The 19293-nt window shown below is 42.9% G+C and carries 18 protein-coding genes; 8 read left to right on the plus strand and 10 right to left on the minus strand.

Going from position 1 to position 19293, the window contains the following annotated elements:
- The coding region (locus tag ABZB17_RS09115; RefSeq protein ID WP_372649585.1) for a PQQ-binding-like beta-propeller repeat protein at window positions 1-1061 on the minus strand (1061 nt) is incomplete at its 3' end.
- A gap of 155 nt (window positions 1062-1216) precedes the next feature.
- Between ABZB17_RS09115 and ABZB17_RS09120 the strand changes: the two genes are divergently transcribed.
- Window positions 1217-1768 (plus strand): transposase, encoded by a 552-nt coding sequence (locus tag ABZB17_RS09120; RefSeq protein ID WP_372649587.1) that lies wholly within the window; start codon window positions 1217-1219, stop codon window positions 1766-1768.
- A 106-nt stretch (window positions 1769-1874) separates the two neighbouring features.
- On the opposite strand, the gene ABZB17_RS09125 is transcribed toward ABZB17_RS09120, so the two are convergent.
- From ABZB17_RS09125 to ABZB17_RS09140, 4 genes are all read right to left on the minus strand, one after another.
- Window positions 1875-2606: an NAD(P)-dependent oxidoreductase gene (locus ABZB17_RS09125; RefSeq protein WP_372649589.1), complete on the minus strand. Its 732-nt coding sequence runs from the start codon at window positions 2604-2606 to the stop codon at window positions 1875-1877.
- 900 nt (window positions 2607-3506) lie between these two features.
- A complete protein-coding gene (locus ABZB17_RS09130) occupies window positions 3507-4796 on the minus strand; it encodes a PQQ-binding-like beta-propeller repeat protein (RefSeq protein WP_372649591.1) in 1290 nt (429 codons plus the stop codon).
- 160 nt (window positions 4797-4956) lie between these two features.
- A complete protein-coding gene (locus ABZB17_RS09135; protein WP_372649593.1) occupies window positions 4957-5904 on the minus strand; it encodes a hypothetical protein in 948 nt (315 codons plus the stop codon).
- Window positions 5905-5967: 63 nt separating this feature from the next.
- Window positions 5968-7080, minus strand: a complete 1113-nt coding sequence (locus ABZB17_RS09140) for an acyltransferase family protein (RefSeq protein ID WP_372649595.1) — start codon at window positions 7078-7080, stop codon at window positions 5968-5970.
- Window positions 7081-7366: 286 nt separating this feature from the next.
- On the opposite strand from ABZB17_RS09140, the gene ABZB17_RS09145 reads away from it, so the two are divergent.
- The 4 genes from ABZB17_RS09145 to ABZB17_RS09160 all read left to right on the plus strand — a co-directional run bounded on the left by ABZB17_RS09145 (window position 7367) and on the right by ABZB17_RS09160 (window position 11501).
- Window positions 7367-8131 (plus strand): hypothetical protein, encoded by a 765-nt coding sequence (locus tag ABZB17_RS09145; protein ID WP_372649597.1) that lies wholly within the window; start codon window positions 7367-7369, stop codon window positions 8129-8131.
- A 137-nt stretch (window positions 8132-8268) separates the two neighbouring features.
- Window positions 8269-8901 (plus strand): transposase, encoded by a 633-nt coding sequence (locus ABZB17_RS09150; RefSeq protein WP_372649599.1) that lies wholly within the window; start codon window positions 8269-8271, stop codon window positions 8899-8901.
- 256 nt (window positions 8902-9157) lie between these two features.
- Complete coding sequence (locus ABZB17_RS09155; RefSeq protein WP_372649601.1) at window positions 9158-10447, plus strand: citrate (Si)-synthase; 1290 nt, start codon at window positions 9158-9160, stop codon at window positions 10445-10447.
- 211 nt (window positions 10448-10658) lie between these two features.
- Window positions 10659-11501 (plus strand): DUF5777 family beta-barrel protein, encoded by an 843-nt coding sequence (locus tag ABZB17_RS09160; protein WP_372649603.1) that lies wholly within the window; start codon window positions 10659-10661, stop codon window positions 11499-11501.
- A gap of 475 nt (window positions 11502-11976) precedes the next feature.
- On the opposite strand, the gene ABZB17_RS09165 is transcribed toward ABZB17_RS09160, so the two are convergent.
- The 4 genes from ABZB17_RS09165 to ABZB17_RS09180 all read right to left on the minus strand — a co-directional run bounded on the left by ABZB17_RS09165 (window position 11977) and on the right by ABZB17_RS09180 (window position 15336).
- The gene (locus tag ABZB17_RS09165; protein ID WP_372649605.1) at window positions 11977-12771 is read right to left on the minus strand and encodes a hypothetical protein; all 795 of its coding nucleotides are present in this window, start codon (window positions 12769-12771) and stop codon (window positions 11977-11979) included.
- 120 nt (window positions 12772-12891) lie between these two features.
- On the minus strand, window positions 12892-14079 hold the full coding sequence (locus ABZB17_RS09170; protein WP_372649607.1) for a carbohydrate porin: 1188 nt from the start codon (window positions 14077-14079) through the stop codon (window positions 12892-12894).
- A 218-nt stretch (window positions 14080-14297) separates the two neighbouring features.
- Window positions 14298-14759 carry an SRPBCC family protein gene (locus ABZB17_RS09175; protein ID WP_372649609.1) on the minus strand — a complete coding sequence of 154 codons (462 nt, stop codon included), beginning with the start codon at window positions 14757-14759 and terminating at the stop codon, window positions 14298-14300.
- A 4-nt stretch (window positions 14760-14763) separates the two neighbouring features.
- Window positions 14764-15336, minus strand: a complete 573-nt coding sequence (locus ABZB17_RS09180) for a lipocalin family protein (RefSeq protein ID WP_372649611.1) — start codon at window positions 15334-15336, stop codon at window positions 14764-14766.
- A 373-nt stretch (window positions 15337-15709) separates the two neighbouring features.
- On the opposite strand from ABZB17_RS09180, the gene ABZB17_RS09185 reads away from it, so the two are divergent.
- From ABZB17_RS09185 to queF, 3 genes are all read left to right on the plus strand, one after another.
- The gene (locus tag ABZB17_RS09185) at window positions 15710-16402 is read left to right on the plus strand and encodes a queuosine precursor transporter (RefSeq protein WP_372649613.1); all 693 of its coding nucleotides are present in this window, start codon (window positions 15710-15712) and stop codon (window positions 16400-16402) included.
- 71 nt (window positions 16403-16473) lie between these two features.
- A complete protein-coding gene (gene queC, locus ABZB17_RS09190) occupies window positions 16474-17157 on the plus strand; it encodes a 7-cyano-7-deazaguanine synthase QueC (RefSeq protein WP_372649615.1) in 684 nt (227 codons plus the stop codon).
- Window positions 17158-17235: 78 nt separating this feature from the next.
- Window positions 17236-17706: a preQ(1) synthase gene (queF, locus tag ABZB17_RS09195; protein WP_372649617.1), complete on the plus strand. Its 471-nt coding sequence runs from the start codon at window positions 17236-17238 to the stop codon at window positions 17704-17706.
- Window positions 17707-17825: 119 nt separating this feature from the next.
- Here the strand turns inward: queF and ABZB17_RS09200 are convergent, their stop codons facing one another.
- Window positions 17826-18839, minus strand: coding sequence for an adenosine deaminase (locus ABZB17_RS09200; protein ID WP_372649618.1), 1014 nt, complete (start codon window positions 18837-18839; stop codon window positions 17826-17828).
- Between the last annotated feature and the right edge of the window lie 454 nt (window positions 18840-19293).

The raw sequence follows: 19293 nt of genomic DNA on the forward strand, positions 1-19293 counted from the left end.
AGCATGCCATCGGCAGCAATTACCGAACCTTTGGTATGCCATTTTTCTTCCCACAGGGTTTGGCCGCTTTGCCAGTCAACCGCAGCCCAGTTGCCTCGAGTGTTGTCAATCATATTCGAGGCATAAATAACACCATCGAGCAAAACCAGTCCTCCGTGGTGGGTATCCAGTATATCGTTTGTCCATTTTAAGCTAATGCTTCGGGCATCGTCGGCAAGTGTAAAAAGCATCCCCGGCTGGTCGTTTCCGTAGGTAATAAACAGCTCGCCATTATAAAACAGTGGTGTATTGGCGGCTTCGCCTGCTCCCTTTTTGGTGTGGTATTGTATGGTGTTGCAGGTCCAAAGCACATCGCCATTACTCACATCGATGCCAATAATATCGTTTGCGGTTTGTATCAGTGCTATTTGTAAACCTCCCCACTCAACCAGGGCCGACGAAGCGTATGATTTTGGCCCTCCGGTGCTAAGGCTTTTCCACAAGAGCTCGCCCGTTTTTTTATGGTAAGCCACCACGGTAGTTTCTTCGCCCCCGGTAACATATAAGGCTGCATTGTCGGTTAGCAATACCGATTCAACGATTCCCCAGTATTGGTATTTCCCCGAAAAACTACTGTGTGGATTTTGTTTCCAGATCAGCTCGCCGTTGCGGGCATTTAAACACACCAAAGCCGCATCGCCACCAATCAGGTAAATGCGGTTGTCTTCAATTGTTGGGGTTCCGCGCGACTCGGGATAGGTACGCGGCCACGACCGGCTAAAATCTTTTTCCCAAAGTAAGCTCCCTTGCCAATCGTAAACCGAAAGCACATCTAAGGTGTCGTGTTTTATGCCTGTAATGTAAATTTTGTTGTTGTAAACCAGCGGCTGCGACAAACCTTTACCAACATTGTCTATGGAAAGCTCAAGTTTAGGGCCATCGGCCGGCCATTCTTTTAACAGGTTTTTGTCGGGGTAAATACCATTTCGGCCGGGGCCACGCCACTGAGCAATTTCGTTGGAAGTGCACGAGCCTAACAGCAACAGGGCTGGCAGTAAATAAAGGAGCAGGCTTAAACGCATAATTTGGTTTTAGTTGATTTTCCTTATAAAGAAACGAAAAAAGCCATGTGAAATCAAAAATTTCTACTCTGCACTGCACTGCCCCTCGATTGCAACGAGGGGCTAACTCAATGTCGATTGTATCGACACAAAGAAATACGTAACTTTAAATAAAAATGCCTGCAGACAATTACTTCATTGAAAACCAAAATGCGCCTTATTTTCTAACCTTTACTGTTACCGATTGGGTAGATATATTTTCACGAAAAGAATATAAACTGGAAATTGTTAATTCTCTAAATTACTGTATTGCGAATAAAGGCCTGACCTTGTATGCCTGGGTGCTTATGTCTAATCATCTGCATTTAGTGTGTAGTGCACAAGAGGGATTTAGAATTAGTGATACTATCAGGGATTTTAAAAAATTCACGTCGAAGGCAATTGTAAAACTAATTAAGGAGATACCCGAAAGCAGAAAAGACTGGTTGCTTTACCGTTTTGAACTGGCGGGTAAGTTTGATAACAGAATTAAAAAATATAAATTCTGGCAGGAAACAAATCATGCAGTTCTTCTTGACACTACAGATAAGGTAGATCAACGCATTAATTATATTCATGAAAATCCGGTAAAAGCTTTAATTGTTGCTCAAGCACACGAATATTTATTTAGTTCCGCTGTTGATTATGCCGGAGAAGAAGGTCTGGTTTCCGTACAAACTGAATATTAATTGGTTGCTTCGTTACAAACGAAAAACCGTCCACCCCTCGTTACAAACGAGGGGTAGTAGGAACGATGGGTAGTAAGGATTCGCGCGGCAGCGATGAAGAAGCCTGTTAATTGGTTTCCGGTTCGCGGCTGTAGATAAGCGGCATTTGTCCTTTCCAGCTTTTCCAGGTGTTGTTGTCGCAAATGAGTTCGGCCATAAAACGGGCTACGTTTATGCGGCTTACTTTTCCGGGATTTAAAACAGCACTTCGTATAGGTGAAGGATGGATTTCGTAGGGGCTTACTCTGTCCTCGTCGATCAGGCTGTCGGGGCGTACTGCTGTCCATTCAATCAGCGGGTGGTGCTGCCCGATTTGCGTCCTGAGGTATTCGGCGGCCTGTATATTATCGGTAAAAGGAGGCGCCAGTACACGTAGCAGTGAAATCGCGAATTTTTCAGCCGAAACAAGGGGCTCATTCAGATCGCGGTTTTGGTTGCCGGAGGTATTCATCAATATAAACTTCACCGGCTTTGGTGGTTTATTCACCTCAATAGCTGCACACAGGCGGCGCACGGCATCTGTTACCAGGCGGCGCGGTTTTCCGTACATACCTTTAAAGGTGATGTTGTGCCCCAGACATGAAACTACGGCATCGCAGTCGCGAACCAATCCGGCCATCGTTTTATCACTAAGCTCCAGCACAGGAGCCTCAACTACTTTCAGGTTCTTATTGTGCAGTAGCGTACTTAGTTTTTCCGTCGACCGCACAACGGCTGTTACTGTTTCTCCGCGATCCAATAAATCTTTTACCAGCAGCCGCCCTGTTGCGCCGCTTGCTCCAACAATTAAAATGTTCATCGTTTCTTCTTTGCGTTAAAAGGTAGGACATTTTGAGTCAGATCGACAAATAAATACGACCTATACGAGCACCGGATCGACGAAAGTGGTATTCAGGAGGATTGCTGTGGTGGTTTCACTCCCTACCCCTGCCCTTCGTTTGCAGCAAGGGGTAAAAGCGATTGACAGATACAATAAAAAGATCAACTGGCAGTACGCTGACACACAAATCCTCCGATCCGTCAGCTGACGGACCTCCTCCTTTTGAAACTACCCTTTATACACAAATATTTTATTAATAATTTCTGTAAAAGGAATTCTAACTGAGGCGCATGCCAGGTTTCATTTTCAATTGACTTTTCTATTTGCGCCTTTGTTAATACTTCCCATTAACCCCGGGCGGCACTTTCCCGATGAATCGGGAGTTTGCCCGGGGCTGAATTAATACGGACTTTCAACCCGATAATTTATTTGATTAAAAGAATAAGCGCTGAAAGTGCGTAATATTTGAGCCCAGGGCAAAGTAATTCAACGAATTACGTCGCCCCGGGTCATGATGATATGATTTGAATCGTCCGGCAAAAGAAAATGATCGAAACTAATTGGTACTCCCGGACGAAATTTAAATCAGAAAAAGATGTGTATAAAGGGTAGCTTTAAAGCAGGAGGATGAGTTCCCCTTTCAGAGGCGGAAGAGAATCGAAAGACCACTAATACTAATTAATGAGTTGAAAAGAGATTACTTCGTTCGTTCCTCCCTCGTAATGACAAGATTTGAAGTTTACATATGGCAGCGGACATTGAACATGTTCATCCCGGCATGATAGTCTACTGTCCGCTGCCCAATAATCCCTAACACATTCGTCATTGCTAGACGACGAAGGAGGTGAAGCAATCTAACCTACATTGAGTTTTATAAGCCTAGCTTTCCTTCAGCTGCACACAAACAAGCTTCTCGTTGTCGCGGGCCAATAGTTTGCCATTGGCATAGGCCATTGGCGACCAGGCTTGCGACCCTTTCATCGTGAAAAACGAGGCTTTACCTACTTCTTTGTAGCCTTCGGGTGTGGGCTCGATAAGGTGCAGATCGCCGTTTTTACCGTTTTGGTTAATAATCATTCCGTCGATCATGATGATGGCTCCCAACTCGAAACCCGGTGCTGATTTCTCGGGCCAGCAGCTTTCACCCTGCCAGTTTAAACACGACATTTCGTTTACACGGTGGTTGTTGTTCAGGTAAATATGCTCGCCGATAACCACCGGAGGATGCATTTTACACCCGGCCTCTTCGGTGCGGAAAAGTTCGTTAAAGCTGAATGTTTCGTCCTCCTTATTTACTTGCAGCATTATAGTTACCGGATCGTACGCGTCTTTGTAAGCACACGAGGTGAGCAGCAAATGGGTATCGTCAACCGCAACCGGAGGCGCAATACAGGCAAACGAATCGAAGCCTTTGTAGCTCCACAATTCTTTACCGGTTTGTACTTCGAAGGACACTACCTCGTCGGTGGTAAATCCGTCGCCTTTTACACACGAGCTGGTCATAATCACCTGTTCAACACCACCATAGTTGCCCAAAATCGGCGACACATGAAAACGGTAGCCTGTTAAACGTCGGCTTTCCCAAACTACCTCGCCACTGAGTTTGTTGTAAGCTACCACCCCGGCTTTTTCGCCTTGCGGAGCTACAATTACCAAATCGCCGGTGACAATTGGTGATGCCGAAAATCCCCAGTTGTCGAGCTCGCCACCATAATCTGTCAGCAGGTTATGCGACCAAACGGATTGTTGTGTTTTTTTGTCGATACAATGAAAGTGCCCGTGCGGACCAACACTCCACACATAGTTATCGTCAACCACCGGTACTGCACGCGAACCCGGATAAGGCAATTCGCCCTCAGCCGCGTAGGTAAAGTTCCACTTTTCGGTTCCTGTTTCCAGATCGATGCAGCGTAACACATCGCTTTCACCTTTTATGCGATCAAGAACAAACACCTCGTTGTTATACACAGCAGCTCCGCCAAATCCGGGTCCCAGCGGGAATTCCCAGACTTTATCCGGGCCATTCTCGGGCCACTGGCGCAGTATTCCTGCATCGGTGATTGTGGCATTTCTGTCGGGGCCAAGGTATTGCGGCCAGTTGTTTCCTTTTTGCTGCGAACAGCTTACTAAAATAAATGTAAATACGGCTAGAAGTAGTCGATTCTTCATGATGAGATTTTAAAATGGTTTTTCTCAAAAATAACAAAAAAGTTGCTGGCGATCATGGATGTGAGGTTAATGGGTTGTTAAGGAAGATTGCTTAAAATCATATCGAAAAGGTGTACAGTCTGGCGCTTGGCAAAGAAACAATCTACACCAAACTCACTTCCTACTGCAGAATCGCATTAAAAAATGCCACAACATCTTCTTTTACCTCCTGAGGCTGTTCATGCCCGATGTTTTCGTAAAGCCTGATGTCGGCATTTACACCTGCATTCTGATACAGCCGGCTACACGTTTTCCATCGTTTGGGAAGCATCTGTTCGCCCAGCAGTTTAAAGATCTGTTCCCGTTCTGCTTGCGAAAAAGCATCGTCGTAGGGCACCGCATCGTTATCGTCGAGCTGCCCCATAAAATAAAACTGTGGTGTATTTAAAAAGGTTTCTTTCTGAAAAGCACTACCGGTTAATTCTTTCATGTCGTTGGTGCCAATCGGATAGTTTAGTATTTCCTCATCAAGGCTGTTTTCGGGAAGCATTAACAAGCCATTGAGTCCTCCGGCTGCCACTGCTCGAACACGATCGGGATGAAGCAGGGTAAAACGGTTGGCAAAAGTTGCTGAGGCAGAAAATCCGCTTAGCAAAAACTGATCGTGCGACGCAATTCCTTTATCGATAAGCTGGTTTTGCGCATGTTTATACATTTCGATAAGCTGCAGATCGATTCTTTTTAAGGGTTGTTCCTCCTGCAACATCACATCGCGGTCGAGGGCATGGGTATAGATCTTCCAGTTTGTTTTTGAGCGGGGAAACACCGGAACCAGAAGCGGGCAGTTAAGTTTTCGGGCTACATAATTTCCAAGATAAAAGTCTTTCGTTGCGGTCCGTTTGGCCTTTTCAATATGATTTTGCAGATCATCGTCGGCAAATCCCGAATTATTGGGTTCTATTAACACAAAAGCCTTTTCATCCATTGATACCCCCTTCGGTATAAACAAGAAATAGGGGTATTGAAAGGCATCTGTTTCTTTGGGTTCGATAAAAAGAAGTTCTCCGCCGGGATTACTGCATCCGGCAATAAAACCCAACAGTACAAAGTAAAATAGGCGTTTCAGCATGGTTTGTATTCGTAAAAAAAATAAGCTTATTCGTCTTAAAGATTCTGGTTTTATTACGTGAATTTACACCACTTTTTTCACTCCCGGAACTTGTCGGATGAGCCAGGCCAGTGCAAAACAAACCACCAGGGCCAGCGGTGCCAGCACTACTAACTTCAGCAATTGATTGATGTTTTGCCAATCCACAAAAAGGGCACTTAATGCCACAATTATGGGTGCATGAAAAATAAAAACGCCGTATGCACTGCCGGAAAGTTGATGTGCCAAAACACCTTGTTTATTGAAATATCTTTTTGCCAGGCCAAACAGTCCGATGATCATGGCCACACAAACCAATTGCTCCCAAATGGCCCAGACAAAACTCTGCCAGGTTGCACCTCCCACAAAAGCCTCAATACCTTTTTCCTTTCCACCAACATACAGCACTACAGGCAGCGCTACCCAGATCATTACCTGCCCAAAAATAAACCAGCGTTTGGCACTTTTAAAGCTAATGGCTTCGAGCCAGTTGTTGTTGTAGGCGATAACCCCAAAAACCAGCATAACAATGTACTGCACAAAAAACGGGAACTGTAAATTGGTATAAGGCATACTCCATCCCACAGGCAGCCACAGCCGGATAATATACTGGCTTAAGCCAACAATAAATGCTCCCAACACCAACATTCCGGTACCGGGAAAACTCATTTTAATGTTCCATTTCAGTTTACTGAATGGCAGGTAAAGCAGGGTGAATATAAAAAGGGTTTCAACAAACCACAAGGGACCAAAACCCCAGGCACGCGGATTGGTGAGATAATCAGTAAAAGTTATAGCATGGTGGTTGATAAAATAATCGCGAATAAAATTGGTTAACGGATTCAGGAAAAAATAAAAAACCACCAAAGGAATTCCCAGGCGTACCAGGCGGTCTTTTATAAACCGGCCCGTTGTTTTTCGTTTTATAGAAGCGGCAGTAAAATAGGCCGAAATAAAAAAGAACATGCCCATAAAAAACGCCTGGTTGGTAATATTAAACATGGCCTGAAGTATCATTTCCGGCATACCGGCTTCCGATTCATTGTAGTACCAGTCGCCCGGCGCTCCGTAGGTGATGTTAAAATGTAACAATACAACCAAACAGATTAGAAAAATGCGAAGGTTATCGATGTAAAATAAGCGAGATGTTGATGACATGGCAGTGGTAGTTTTTAGTCTGTTAACTTCATTTTGGCTTTAACGGAATCCTCATTAAACAAGTTTCCCATAATTCTTTGCAAAAATTACACGTATCATCCGTTTTACGAAATGATTTCGATAAACAACTACGAATGAAGGACTAACGATGAAGGATTAACGATGAAGGATTAATGGAAATGGCTTTAAGTGTTTTGGAAGAAGGTGAACTGACCACAAAACACATTGATAACCAATTCAATCTGATTTCGTAAAGAGAAGAGTAAATCAAAAAAAAATTAACCAAATGAAAACAACAGGAATTATTATTTGTCTCTTCCTTTTTATGGGAATTGTTTCGCTACAAGCACAGGAAACACCTGCCATGCCCGAGAACTTTATAGTATTTGAAGAGTTTGTACAACCTGCCGATCTGCCATCGTTTAACAAAGCTCAACAGGAGGCAATTGAACTGTGGAAAAAATTTGAATTTGATGTCCCGGTGTATACTTACAGCACCGATGTCAGTTCATTTTACTGGGTAGTACCTTTCGAGAATTTTGCAGCTTTGGACCAGGTGTTTGCAAAAGTTGGCGAATTAACCACTAAAATGAAAGACAGCGGTTACGATGCCAGCAAAAAATTCAGAGATCTTTCTACTACGCGCGAAACGATTATTCACTGGAATAAAGACCTGTCGTACCACACCGCCGACTATGCCGGTCAAACAACAGACAACAAGTATTGCGAATGGACCTTTTTCTATTTAAAATCCGGCCATGATAAAGAAATGGCAGACGCTATAAAACAATACATTGACTTTTTCGATAGCATAGACGAGACTTGGGAATGGGACGTCTATACCGTTTCCATGGGCTACGACTCGCCATGCTGGATCGTTATGGACCGGGCTGAGAACCCGCTGTCGATGCGCAAACTGGAATCAACACTTCAGGAAAATCATTCAGAAAAACTAAGCGAGTTATGGGGCAATATACAACCACACCTCCGCAAAATGGAAGTGGTAACAGGTTGGTTCCAACCCGATTGGTCGTTGAATTTTGAGCAATAACCAAGCAAATTTGGTAATTCCACCACTACTCTGAAATAACGGCCGGGGCTGTATTCATTTAAAATATACAGCCCCGGCCGTTAAGTTTATCTCCAATCTCTTTCAAAAATTTATATAATGCTTATCTTCATGGTATTATGCCTTCAATAAAAACAAAGACACCACTTTTGGGAGGTGGTTATTACCATCTGTTTAACCGCGGAATCAATCGGGAAAAGATCTTTTTCACAACTCCAAACTATCATTATTTCCTCTTGCTAATTGAAAGATACCTAATGCACTATATGGATATTCTTGCATACTGCTTGTTGCCCAATCATTTTCACATAATAGTAAAAATTAAAGATGAGGTAGAGGCCGGGGCTGTATCTGAATCGAAAATACAGCCCCGGCCTTTACTTCAAAATGAAGAGGAGATTGGGAAACTTGCCAGTAAACAACTAGGACGATTATTTACAAGCTATGCAATGGCTATAAATAAACAGGAAAACAGAGTTAGTAACCTATTTGACCCAAAATTCAAAAGATTAGAAATTGACCAACATGAATACTTGGAATATTTGATCTTTTATACTCATTATAATTCTGATAAACATGGCCTTTCCAATAATTTCAAAACCTATTTCTTCAGTTCCTATAATGCTTTATCCGGTCAAAATAAGACAAAACTTAATCGGAAGTTAGTATGGGAAATTTATGGCGGTCAGGAAGAATTTCTGGATTTCCACAATGGAATGCATAGTGAAGTGAAGCAAGTTATTATTGAATAGATTGAATCTCTATATACCGGGGCTGTATTCATTTTAATTATACAGCCCCGGCCTTTTTATTTAATTTTTTACTACAGCGTTTCTTCATCTGAAGCAGGCTCCTATTTCTATCCGATTTTAATGTAAGAGTATACGATTACAAGTAAGCCAGAATGTGAAACCATATCGTTTAAATCTCAGTAAATAAATATGTAACGGACAGCAAGATTAGGCTGCTCATTGAGTGGCCTAAACTTTCGTCGATAAATTGTAAGCCATGGAACTATTGAAAAAGAATGTAAACAAGCGAAAGGAAATTCTGGGTGGGGAAATTACCGATATTCTGAAAAACCATGCAGATACTACGATTGGAGAAATTAAAGTAAAACAGTTGCTGGGTGGCATGCGGGGAATGACTTCACTGGTGTGTAATACATCTTTTGTTGATCCTTACAAAGGATTGTTTATCAGCGAATATTCAATTCCGGAATTTGAAGACCGACTTCCTGAAGAAATATTTTATTTGCTCTGTGCCGGAAAATTTCCCGATCACGATGAAATGGCGGAATTGCGGGAAGAAATCAACGCCAGATCGAAACTTCCGAAGTTTATGTGGTCGTTTATTCGCAGTCTGCCAAAAAAAATGCACCCCATGACCCTATTTAGCATGTGTATTCTGGCCATGGAAGGGCGGTCGGTATTTAAACAAAACTACGGCACTCCGGAAATGACCAAAGCGCAGTACTGGGAATATACCCTTGAAGATTCGTTGAATCTTTTATCAAAACTACCGACAATTGCCGCTGCTATTTATCGTATTCATTTGTTGGGAAAGCAGCCTATAGATTACAGCCCGAGGCTCGACTGGAGCAACAACCTTGCTCAAATGTTAGGTGTAAATTCCGAGCGTTCATTTTCAGAGTTGTTAAGGCTCTATTTGGTTTTGCACTGCGACCACGAGGGCGGAAACGTAAGTGCCTTTACCTCGAGGGTAGTGAACTCTGCACTTTCAAATATTTATTATGCGGCATCGGCCGGGCTTAACGGACTGGCCGGACCATTACACGGACTGGCAAACCAGGTATGTCTGCAGTTTATTCAAGGTATTCACGCTCAATTGGGCGATTCGCCAACAACCGACGATATTACCGCCTACATCAATAACGAACTGGAAAACGGAAGAGTTATACCGGGATACGGACATGCTGTGCTTCGGATTACCGATCCGCGCTTCTCAGCATTTATGGAATTTGGAAATAAGTACTGCCCCAATTCTGCTTACCTGCAAACCGTAAAAAAACTATACTATGTGGTACCCAACATTTTAAAAGATTATAAAGGAGGAAAAGTAGCCAATCCATATCCCAACGTAGATGCTATTTCCGGTTCGCTGCTTTATCATTACGGAATTAAAAAATACAGTTTTTATACCGTATTATTCGGCCTTTCCCGGGTTCTTGGATTTTGTGCCCAAAGTGTTCTTGCCCTGGGATTGAATCAACCAATTATACGGCCTAAAAGTGTGACCAATAAATGGTTGAAAGATACGCTTGAAAAACAAGAATAGTGTTAACTAAAAATGATAACTCTCAACACTTTATACCTTTCACTTGTTTACAATAGCAGGAAAGGTTCAGGGACAATCGTTATTACAAAACCAGCGTGCACAATTGACTAAAGGATAGTGAAACCAAGTTACCACAAGGGATTTAATTATCTATCTATAGGATGACGACAGGTTGTAAATCAGAAAATAAATTAAACGCTAAACGAATAATATGAAAAGAATTAGTTTGTTTTTACTGCTTCATGTAATTCTTACGTGTGCAGTTTCGGGACAGGAAGAAGAGAATGGGATTGAAAATGCTTTCCAGGGAACGCGTATTGTAAACGGCCAGTCGGCCAACCTGACGGGTGACGGTGAATTACGACTGCTGATCCAACACCGTTTTGGCGACATCAGCGGCGGTCTTTACGAATTATTTGGCCTTGATGTTGCCTCTATGCGACTGGGTTTTGAGTATGGCTTTGGCGATAACTTTAACCTTGGTGTGGGGCGCAGTACGTGGTTAAAAACTTACGACGCTTTTGCGAAATACCGGTTGGTTCAGCAAAAGAGTGATTTTCCTTTTTCGGCAGTGTTAAGTGTTGGAAGTTCTGTACCTACAATTCGCGATTATTTCCCTGAAGCATCAGACAACTTTTCGGATAAATTGTCGTGGAATGCACAACTTCATCTCTCAAAAACCATGGGCATATTTGCCTTGCATCTTTCGCCGGGCTTTTTAGAAACCGGGTATCTGTATGATGTTGGGGAAAACCTTTCTGTATTTACACTCGGAACGGCAGCTTCGGTTCGAATCTCTAAAAAAGTATCTGCAAACCTGGAATACCTGGCTCCGTTCAATTCAGATATTATGGGAGACAATGCGCTTTCGTTAGGTGTTGACCTCGACACCGGAGGACACCTGTTTCAACTGGTTTTATCGAACAACAACAGGATGTTTCACCAGGCTGTTTATACCAACAGTACCGGTAGTTGGGGCGATGGAAACCTGTATTTTGGTTTTAACCTGATTCGGGAATTCAAATTGAAATACGATCCGGGGTGGACAGAATAAAATGAACATGCATGATTCCCAATTCTCACCAACAGAGATGGAAGTGAGTCCTGTTGACTACATTTCATAAAAATGGACAGATTACAAGGCGCATTAAACGATTGTGCGTTGAATCGCTTACTGATTGCGCCTTTAAATTACCGCACACCAACCCCGGGTTTCACCCGAGGTTAGTCACATTTTATCCCTTCGGGATATTGAACTGAATCACAAAATTAAGGCGAGTTTATAGACCTGCAATGTAGGAATTGCAAGTTTTTTATGACACTGGAAGCGTCGAATGTGAATAACCCGGTGCGTAGCGCCGGGATGAAATGACCAAAGGGAAATCGTCTTGCAAAGAAAGCAGATCGAAGCCAGATGGTGCTCCCGGACGAAACTCAAACGGCAATACACATAAAAAGATGAGGACTTTCAGAAAAAAAGACGCCTGAAGCGGAAATTTCTTCAGGCGTCTTTTTTTTGGAATAATTCCTTAATCATCGTCATGACCGTCGTGATCATCATCATAACCATCATGCTCATCGTCATCGTCGTGATGTTTGTGTTTGTAATGCGTGCGATGATCGTGCTCCAGGTTACCGATAATGGTTTGATAAATTCCGGTATTGTGATCAGATGATATCAGCAACACACCCTCTACCAACGCTGCATTATCAAGATCGGGCACATCCACATCAGCCATCAGTTCATCCAAATAAAGCTGAATGATTGAGGTAAAATCGATTTCCTCTTCGGTGACTTCCACGTTTTCTTTTTCGGTTTTAAAATATACATCGTGATTCACCATCACTAGAATTGGCGTCGTTCCGGTGTCGTTGGTATAAGTTCCAGCAAGGTAGAACACGGGGTCGTCGCCGGCATTTTCCTGTAATCCGCTTACTTTTAGTTCAATTTCGTCGTAATACCCCGGCTGAAGCACAAAATTACCCATGGTAAGTTCGTTGTTCAACAGGTCAACCATCTGAGGGCCATACCATTTGTATTCAATTTCAATCGAGTCTTCGCCGGTAACCACACTTTTTAATTCCGCCTCGAACTTAATGCTGGAAACCACCAGGTGTGCCGAATCCCAGGCAATGGATTCAGCGTCTATTGTTACAGATTTCATTGAAGTCTGAACCGGTAAACTAAATTCTGTATTCAGCGCTTCAATACGCACACCAAATAACGATTCGCCGTCGTTAATCATATCCTCATCGTCGCTGCAGGATACAAAAATGGCCGTCATCAGGGCCAGTGCAAAAACTAATCTTTTTCCTGTTTTCATAAATTTTAATTTTATTATGACTGTTGTGTATTTACAAAACGAGAACCTTCTTAATATATTTTAAGACCTTTTAGTTTCTTTTTGTTTGCCGTCCGGTGAAATATTTTCCTGCTTACAATTTTAGTAGCTCAAATTAATTCGTAGCCCTGCAAGAAAATGCTCAGAATCTTCGGAGCGCCAGGTTTTAATCCACTGCACATGAGGCGAGATAAATACCCACCGATTGAGTTGGGTACTGAAATAGAATTCGGCCATTTGCTCGGGATTTTCGTAAGCTGTTGTTTGCGTTTCGGCATAGGCCAGCCCGACTTTGAGCTCACGATTCATAATATATTGCCGGAAACCAACACCTCCACTCCAGGCATTTTTTATGCCTTGCCATTGGGCCAGTTCCTTACTGTTGGCACCATAACGCCCAAAAATGGTGAAGTGGTTGGCAATCAACTGGTCGAAAGAAATACCAAATCCCCGACTATCGCCGGCCAAAGGTTGTTCATGACCGAACACTCTGAAATTGGCCTCCCATCCGCTTTCTGCAAAAAGCTTAATACCTGTTTCCAATAGTTTCAGATGATTTTTCATAATATTCTCTTCCTGCGGGTTGGCCATAAAATGCCCGTACTGAATATAAAAACGTTTTACGAATGTGGTGCGAAAACGAATTCCCGGACTGTTGACTCCCACCGGCAAAACCGGGTTATTAACAAACACCCCGCTGATAAATTGTGAGGTTTCATCGTTGGCATGCAGGTTATTATCGAAATAGTTTGTTGGATCCAGCTTCCCAAAAGTAACTGTGAAAATATCTTTCAACATTTTAAATTCGGTCCAGGCTTCCAATACGATGAGTTTCTCGCCTATACCATCGCCACCACCCGCATCGGCATTCAACACCGAAACATTAGGAATAAGAGCATCCGGGCCTTTTCCTCCTCCGGCTTCCAGGTCGAAAAACAACAGTGCCGACGGCCCAAAACTTACAAAAGCAAAAATATCAAACGTGCCAACCCCTTTCCATACCGTTTCATTTTCAAGCGGTGCCTGTAACGATGCTGTTGCCACTCCGCTAAACTGCAGCTTGCCGGGTTCTTCCAGTATGGATTTTAACAGTGCATCCACCTGCTGCCTCCGCGAACGTTTGATTTCAGGAATCCGGTCGAGATCGCTTTCCTGAAACAAACCCAGAAACTGGTCGACCAGCGTAGTGTCGGTATGTGTGGTATCCTGTTGCACAAATGTCGCACCGGCAAACAAAGGCGAGGTGAAAAACAGGAAAATAAAAGTGGTTAGAATGTAAAATTTCAGCATCAGCAACACATTTTCTGATGAATAATACCGATTAAAAATTGAACTGAACCCTTGCTTCATTTATTCCCAAAGATTCTTCTCTTTACTATCGACATTAACCATTATAATCTCAGAGTTTCGCTTTAGGCTCACTCTCAAAACAATTGGTATAATTTAAGGAATTATTGTCGGAGTGCAAAACGGATTGTTACCTGGAAGATTTCGGTTCTTAACACAATCTATCCCGGAAATATCTCCTCAAAAGCCTTTGTTCGGTAATCAAAAATCGCCTCCAGTTTTTTGCTAATAAGCAGTGTATTGGCCAGCTGCCCAAGAACACCCAGCGGCGGACTGTAGCTCACAATGTCTTTCATTAACACACCGTCCTTAACTGCCTCAATATGATGTTCGTGATGCCAGAGTTTATATGGACCAACACGTTGCTCATCAACAAAATATTTTTGCGGTTCCACATGTGTAATTTCGGTTACCCAGGTAGTTGGAATTCCCAACAATGGCCGCACCGTGTATGCGATGATCATCCCTTCGTAAGCTACATTGGGTAAATCGGATGTGCGAATATCAAAACCCATGTAAGAAGGTGTAATACGTTTCAGATTTTGCGGCCTGGATATAAAATCCCACACCTCGCTGATGCTGCTTTTTATAAATTGTTCGCGTTTAAATTGATAGAATGCCATCTCTTTAACTGTTTTCTTTTTGTTTTACTTTTATCAATGCTGAAGTATCGTATCCCCGATCTGCAATTCGCTTCAACAAATCGTTGTACACTGCAGGTGCCATTTGCGGAGTACGGTTTAATATCCACAAATATTTATCTGTACTACTGCCAATCACGGCCCACTGGTAATCCTCATCCAGCTCCAGCACATAATAATCGCCATAGAATATCCAGAAAAAGGAGACCTTTAGTTTAGCCGGTTCATTTTCCGGATCGGGAATTTTTGCTTTTCCTATCGCTTCAGAATATTCACCATCCAGCGTATTTTCGAAACCGCTGTTTACTACTTTAATTTTACCGTCGGGGCGCAAAGAGTAATTAGCAGTAACGCCCACCATTCCGCGCTCAAAGCGATGATCGTAACGGGCAATTTCGTACCATGTTCCCAGGTACTTTTGGAGATCCAGTTCCTTCACCACACTATTGTCTATCATTTGCTTTTGCCCTGAACAGCCGGTTAACAAACCGCTTATTATAAAGCTAAGCAGAATTAGCGAAACATACCAGCTGTGTTGAACTATTGTTTTTTTATACATTTTTTGTTTAACCATGCATATAAAACACTAAACAATGTATTTGGTTCGTGAATAGGGTAACTATTCTCTTTTGGGGATTGCTTCGGTCATTCTTCCCCTACCCCTCACCCGTCAGCCTACGGGAGCTCCCCTTGCAAGGGGAGCATGCTCTGAGCCGGACCTGTAAAATAATCTGCTAAAGTTTTTCAAAGCTGTTTCCCCTTCCGAGGGGAAATGGCGACAGCCAAAGGGGTAAAGGATCTGCTTCTACCCCATCCTGTTAGAGCTTCATTATTCCCAAAATAAAAAACCCTCGTTTTCTGATATTGAATTTTTTATATCTTCGCGGCGTATTAACCACGTGTTCTTGATAACCACGTAAAAAACAAGAGAAATGAAGAATAAAGTATCCGTTCTGTTTATGCTTGCAGGTATTCTTTTCGCCACCTGCTTATTGATTTCCAACATTCTTGCTTCAAAAATTATGATGATCGGTCCGTGGTCAGCCCCGGCCGGAGTATTGATCTTCCCATTGGCATATATTATTAACGATGTGCTGGTTGAAGTGTGGGGTTACCAAAAAACCCGCCTCATTATTTGGGCAGGATTTGGAGTAAATGTGCTCGCCGTACTGTTCTTTACACTGGCAATTTTGGTAAATGCCGCACCTTTCTGGGAAAACCAGGATGCCTTTGCAACCGTTTTGGGCAGTACACCGCGTATTGTAGCGGCCAGTATGCTGGCCTATCTGATGGGCTCGTTTCTGAATGCGTATGTAATGAGCAAATTCAAAGTGCTTACCAAAGGAAAAGGATTTTCGCTGCGTGCAGTTGTTTCGACACTTGTTGGAGAAGGAGCTGATTCGGCCATTTTTATTACCATTGCTTTTGCCGGAATCTTTCCTGTTAACGCACTACTAACCATGATCGTAACGCAGGCAATTATCAAAACCGTGTACGAAATTGCCGTTCTTCCGCTTACCATTTGGGTGGTTGGCAAAGTGAAAAAAGTGGAAGGTATTGATACCTATGACTACCAGGTTTCGTATAACCCATTCAAATTGAAGTTTGAAGGACTGAGGGACTGAAAAACTGAGGGATTGATTTATGAATGCAGAAATGCTTTAATGCAAGAATGCTTTAATACACTTTAGGCAAAATGACTTTTACAGACAAGAAAAAAGCACTGGTGGTCTTTTCAGGTGGTCAGGACTCTACCACCTGCCTGTTTTGGGCCAAACGCGAATTCGACGAGGTTTATGCCATTGCATTTAACTACGGTCAGCGCCATGCCATTGAACTGGAATCGGCAAAAACAATTGCCGCAAAAGCCGGTGTACCTTTGCAGGTTTTTCCAATGGATCTGATCTCGCAACTCAGCCGGAATTCATTAACGCACCACAGCATGCAGGTAGATCGTAATAAACCGGAAGACACGCCACCCAACACGCTGGTGGAAGGCCGGAATATGTTGTTTTTAACCTACGCTGCTATTTTTGCCAAAGTGAATAACATACACCATCTGGTTACGGGTGTGGGTCAGTCCGATTTTAGCGGCTACCCCGATTGCCGGAACGATTTTATCGTGTCGCTGAATGAAACACTGAACCTGTCGATGGATTATCCGTATCAGATTCATACACCACTGATGTGGAAGAACAAAAGCGAGATATGGCAACTGGCCGATGAGCTTGGAGTTTTTGATTTGGTACAAAACGAAACTGTTACCTGCTACAATGGCGTTAAGGGAAAAGGATGCGGCGAGTGCCCGGCTTGTGAGCTGCGGAATAAAGGGCTTGAAAAATATTTGAAGGAGAGAAGGATTAAGAGATTGAAGGAATAATACCTGTCAATCTGAGCGGAGTCGAAGACTGAATAGCACACTTCGACTCCGCTCAGTGTGACAACAAATAACAGAACAATGAGCGAATTAAAACACCTGGGAAACGAAACGAATTACGATTTTAACTATCGTCCTGATATATTGGAATCGTTTGATAATAAACACCCTGAAAATGATTATTGGGTAAAATTCAACTGCCCCGAATTTACCAGTCTGTGCCCCATTACCGGGCAGCCCGATTTTGCTACCATTTACCTCAGCTATATTCCTGATGAAAAGCTGGTAGAAAGCAAAAGCCTTAAACTTTATCTGTTTAGTTTCCGTAACCACGGCGCTTTTCACGAGGATTGTATCAATATTATAATGAAGGATCTGATTGCTTTGATGAATCCAAAGTACATTGAAGTTTGGGGAAAATTTTTGCCACGTGGTGGCCTTAGCATCGATCCGTTTTCAAACTACGGAAAACCGGGGACGAAATACGAAGAGATGGCCTGGTTTCGTATGCAGAATCATGATTTGAATCCGGAGACGATTGATAACCGGTAGGAAAACCACGAAGCCACAAAGACATGAAATCAGTCTTCGACTCCGCTCAGACTGACAGTCACCCTGAGCGGAGTCGAAGGGTGAATACTTTTAAATACAGCCATAATCACCATTCCTGGTTAGATTTCTAACTTAGCAATTTCATTCAGCCACTTTTGCTTCTCTTCATCTGCAAGAAAACTGGCTTTGAACGAATTAGCTGCAAGTTTTACGATATCATCGCTTGAAAGATTAAGCGTCTCAGCAACTGACACGAAATTAGCATTCATATAACCACCAAAATAGGCCGGATCGTCGGAGTTAACGGTAGCAACAATGTTATGATCCAGAAGCTTTTTTAGAGGGTGATCTACCATATCATTCACCACTTTCAGCTTCAGGTTCGACAGCGGACAAACTGTTAACGGCATTTCAATACGCGCCAGTTCATTCAGTAATTCGGGATCATCGATCGAACGCACTCCATGGTCGATACGCGCTACCTTTAGCATATTTATTGCATCCCAAACATTTTGTGCAGGTCCTTCTTCGCCGGCATGAGCAACTGTTAAGAATCCTTCGGCACGTACCATTTCGAACACCTTTTTAAACTTGGCCGGTGGATGACCTTTTTCGCTGGAATCGAGTCCATAAGCTGTAAATAACTCGCCAAACTGCAACGACTCCTTAAACGTCTTGATGGCATCCTCCTCACTCAGGTGACGCAAAAAATTTGGAATAAGGCGGTAAGTTATGCCCCACTCATTACGGACATCGATACAGGCCTGTAAAATGCCGTTTATTATATTTTCAAACGGAACGCCGCGCTGGGTGTGTGTTTGCGGATCGAAAAAGATTTCGGTATGTACCACCTTATCTTCGTAGCACTTTTTCAGATAAGCTAAGGTAAGATCGTAGAAATCCCGCTCATAAAGCAAAACATACGCACCTGCATAATAAAGATCCAAAAATTCCTGGAGGTTATTGAATTGATAGGCCGCATGCAGCTCATCAACTGATTTATATTTTAACCGAATATCATTCCTTTCGGCAATGGTAAACATCAGTTCCGGCTCAAAAGTGCCTTCAATATGTACATGCAATTCGGCTTTAGGAATCGAATTTATCAGCTCAACTTGTTTACTTTTACTCATGCTTTTAATCTTTATTCAAAGATAAGGATACGGTACCTTATTAAGCAAATGGAAAAGCCTGATCAATAAAAAACATTCATGATTTATGGAATCACCAACAGGGATGAAAGGAAAGTCTGTTAACAGCATTTCATAAAAATGGCCGGATTACAAGGCGCACACAACAATTGTGCGATGAATAGCTTACTGATTGCGCCTTTAAATTACCGCACATCAACCCCGGGTTTCACCCGGGGTTAGTCACATTTTATCCCTTCGGGATACTGAACTGAATTACAAAGTTAAGACGAGTTTATTGACCTGCAATGTTGCAATTGCAAGTTTTTATGACGCTGGAAGCGTCTAATGTGAATAACCCGGTGCCTAGCGCCGGGATGAAATAACCAAAAGGAAATCGTCCGGCGAAGAAAGCAGATCGAAGCCAGATGGTTCTCCCGGACGAAACTCAAACGGC

The organism is Draconibacterium sp. (assembly GCF_041583095.1).
Taxonomy (GTDB): Bacteria; Bacteroidota; Bacteroidia; order Bacteroidales; family Prolixibacteraceae; genus Draconibacterium.